General features: G+C 57.2%; 1 protein-coding gene. It reads right to left on the reverse strand.

Annotation, left to right across the window (positions count from 1 at the left end):
- Positions 1-2871 (reverse strand): fused isobutyryl-CoA mutase/GTPase IcmF (icmF, locus tag RMS95_RS02810; RefSeq protein WP_310643398.1); only part of this gene is annotated, 2871 nt, incomplete at its 3' end.
- Positions 2872-3175 lie beyond the last annotated feature (304 nt).

Raw genomic sequence — 3175 nt, forward strand, 5'->3', positions numbered from 1 at the left:
GATGATGAACGCGCCTTGGTTGGGGTTTTCGTTTTTGGCCAAGCCCCACTCGCGGTTGATGATGAGCTGAATCGCCATGGCGCGACGCACCGAGTCTTCGGTGGGCGTGGTGATGGCTTCGTCAAACGCGTTGGTGTGCAAACTGTTGCAGTTGTCGTAAATCGCAATCAGCGCTTGCAGCGTGGTGCGGATGTCGTTGAACTGAATCTCTTGCGCGTGCAATGAACGGCCAGAAGTTTGGATGTGATATTTCAGCTTTTGGCTGCGCTCGTTCGCCCCGTATTTTTCTTTCATGGCCACGGCCCAAATGCGACGTGCCACGCGGCCCATCACGGTGTACTCGGGGTCCATGCCGTTGCTGAAGAAGAAGCTCAGGTTAGGCGCGAAGTCGTCAATGTGCATGCCGCGTGCCAAATAGGCTTCGACAAACGTGAAGCCGTTGGACAGCGTGAACGCCAATTGCGAAATCGGGTTCGCACCCGCTTCGGCAATGTGATAACCGCTGATCGACACGCTGTAAAAGTTGCGCACTTGGTTGTGCACAAAGTACTGCGCGATGTCGCCCATCACCTTCAATGAAAACTCGGTGCTGAACAAACACGTGTTTTGCCCTTGGTCTTCTTTCAAGATGTCGGCTTGCACCGTGCCGCGCACGTTTTGCATGACCCACTCTTTGATCTTGGCGGTCTCGGTTTCGGTCGGGTCGCGGCCGTTGTCCTTCTTGAACTTCTCGATGTTCTGGTCAATCGCGGTGTTCATGAACATCGCCAAGATGGACGGTGCAGGACCGTTGATGGTCATCGACACGCTGGTGGTGGGGTTGCACAAATCGAACCCGTCGTACAACACCTTCATGTCGTCCAGTGTGGCCACGTTCACGCCCGAGTTGCCCACTTTGCCGTAAATGTCGGGGCGTGGGTCTGGGTCGTTGCCGTAGAGCGTGACCGAGTCAAACGCGGTGGACAAGCGCTTGGCATCCATGCCCTCGCTCACCAGTTTGAAGCGGCGGTTGGTGCGGAAGGGGTCGCCTTCGCCCGCAAACATACGCGTTGGGTCTTCACCCTCGCGCTTAAACGCGAAGGTGCCAGCGGTGTAGGGGTAGCTGCCGGGCACGTTGTCGAGCATGAGCCACTTCAAAATTTCGCCGTGGTCTTCGTAAGTGGGCAACGCCACTTTGCGAATCACCGTGCCGCTGAGGGACTTGGTGGTGAGCACCGTGCGAATTTCTTTGTCGCGAATCTTCACCACGTACTCGTCGCCCGCGTAGGCAGCTTGCATGTCGGGCCATTGGGCCAAGAGCTTGCGTTCGGCTGCGCCTAAGTTCTCTTCACGCGCAAACGCCAAATCGATGGCCGCTTCGGATGCCTTGGCGCGGCCTGGTTTGTCCTCAGTCAGCATGCGCGCAGCTTCGCGCAGCTGTTGAATTTCGCGGGCCAATTTGGCCTGTGTGCGTGCGCGTTTTTTGTAGCCGCGCACGGTGTCGGTGATTTCGGCCAAGTAGCGGGTGCGTGCGGCAGGCACCACGGGGGTTTGGTTGCTGCTGTGACGCACGTCTACCAGCGGCAAACGGCCTTCTTTGAAGGTCAGGCCCAGTTCGGTCAAACGGCCTTTGAGGGCTTGGTACAGCGCGGTCACACCGTCGTCGTTGAAGCGCGCGGCCATGGTGCCAAACACGGGCATTTGCTCGGTGGGGGTGTGCCACGCTTCTTTGTTGCGCTGCACCTGTTTGGCCACATCGCGCAGTGCGTCGCTGGCGCCTTTGCGGTCAAACTTGTTGATGGCCACAAACTCGGCAAAGTCGAGCATGTCGATTTTTTCCAGCTGGCTGGCGGCGCCAAACTCGGGCGTCATCACATACATCGGCACATCCACGTGCGGCACGATGGCGGCGTCGCCTTGGCCAATGCCCGAGGTTTCCACAATGATCAAGTCAAAGCCAGCGCACTTGGTGGCGGCCAACACATCGGGCAGGGCGGCGCTGATTTCGCTGCCAAAGTCGCGTGTAGCCAGTGAGCGCATGAACACGCGTTGGCCACTATCTCCATGGCCAGAATTAGAAGATTTCGCCCAAGGCGAAATGGCATTCATGCGAATGCGGTCGCCCAACAATGCGCCACCGCTCTTGCGGCGTGAAGGGTCGATGGAGATCACAGCAATGCGCAGCGCATCGCCTTGGTCCAAACGGATGCGGCGCACCAGTTCGTCAGTCAACGACGATTTGCCCGCACCGCCCGTGCCGGTGATGCCGAGCACCGGCACCTTGTGGTTCAAAGACTCTTTGCGCACAGCTTCGACCATGTTGTGGTCGGCCTTCTCGTTTTCGAGCGCGGTGATCAACTGCGCCAATTTGCGCCACGCCATTTCGCCATGGCCTTGAATCTCTTTCACGACAGAAGGGGCGTAGCTCGACAAGTCGTTGTCGCAGCGCATGATCATCTCGCCAATCATGCCTTGCAGGCCCATGCGTTGGCCATCTTCTGGGCTGTAAATGCGGGTCACGCCGTAAGCTTGCAGCTCGCGAATTTCTGGCGGCACGATCACGCCGCCGCCGCCGCCAAACACCTGAATGTGCTCGCCACCGCGTTGGCGCAGCAAATCGACCATGTACTTGAAGTACTCCACATGGCCGCCTTGGTAAGAGCTGATGGCAATGCCTTGCACGTCTTCTTGCAGCGCAGCGGTGACCACTTCGTCCACCGAGCGGTTGTGGCCCAAGTGAATCACCTCGGCGCCCATGCCTTGCAAGATGCGACGCATGATGTTGATGGCGGCGTCGTGTCCGTCAAACAAAGAGGCGGCAGTCACAAAGCGCACTTTTTGTGTGGGCTTGTAGTTGGCGAGGGCTTGGGCTTCTGCGGACAGGTCGGTCATGTTTGTCTCCGAAAACGGATGGTTAGATGTTACGTTTACGTAAACGTCAATCATAACCAAACACCCCAGATTAACAACTACCTGTTAACCCCACCTGTCCTGTGAGCTCGCCTAGACATCTCCAGATCTCCTTCTTAGTTTTTACCATATTACCTAGGACTTTGCAAAGGCGGATTCAAGGACGAAGTGCAACAAAGATGAACTGGTTATAGGTGGCTGAGGATGCGAGAGCATCATGGCCGCTTTAACCGCCAAATCGAAATTGCCCAATGTACAAGCACCTCAGCCGAGAAGAACGATACCA

The sequence above is a fragment of the Limnohabitans sp. genome, assembly GCF_031539175.1.
GTDB lineage: Bacteria > Pseudomonadota > Gammaproteobacteria > Burkholderiales > Burkholderiaceae_C > Limnohabitans.